Annotated in this window: 1 protein-coding gene; it reads right to left on the bottom strand. The window is 61.7% G+C overall.

Going from position 1 to position 269, the window contains the following annotated elements; all coding sequences use genetic code 11:
* Window positions 1–269, bottom strand: a 269-nt coding sequence (locus PVA39_RS23280; RefSeq protein ID WP_274126083.1) for an Ig-like domain-containing protein, incomplete at both ends; no start/stop codon positions are given.

The raw sequence follows: 269 nt of genomic DNA, 5'->3' as shown, positions 1-269 counted from the left end.
ATGTTGGCGTCGAGGGTGATGGTCGGCACAGGTGCGGTGACGTCGACGCTATAGCCTTCGGTGTCTGTCGCGGTACCGGTGTTACCGGCGGCGTCGGTGGTGCTGACGCTGGCTGTAATGGTCTTGCCGGCATCGGCAACCAGGTCGGCGCCCGGCACATTGATGCTGAAACCAAGGGTGCCGTTGGCATTGGTTACCAGACCGGTGAAGCTCTTACCATTCACTGTGAGGGTGACGGTATCGCCAATCTTGGCGTCGCCGCCGACGGT

It is taken from the genome of Pseudomonas sp. CNPSo 3701, from assembly GCF_028674975.1.
Classification (GTDB): Bacteria; Pseudomonadota; Gammaproteobacteria; order Pseudomonadales; family Pseudomonadaceae; genus Aquipseudomonas; species Aquipseudomonas straminea.
This window is presented reverse-complemented; position numbering and strand designations above follow the sequence as displayed.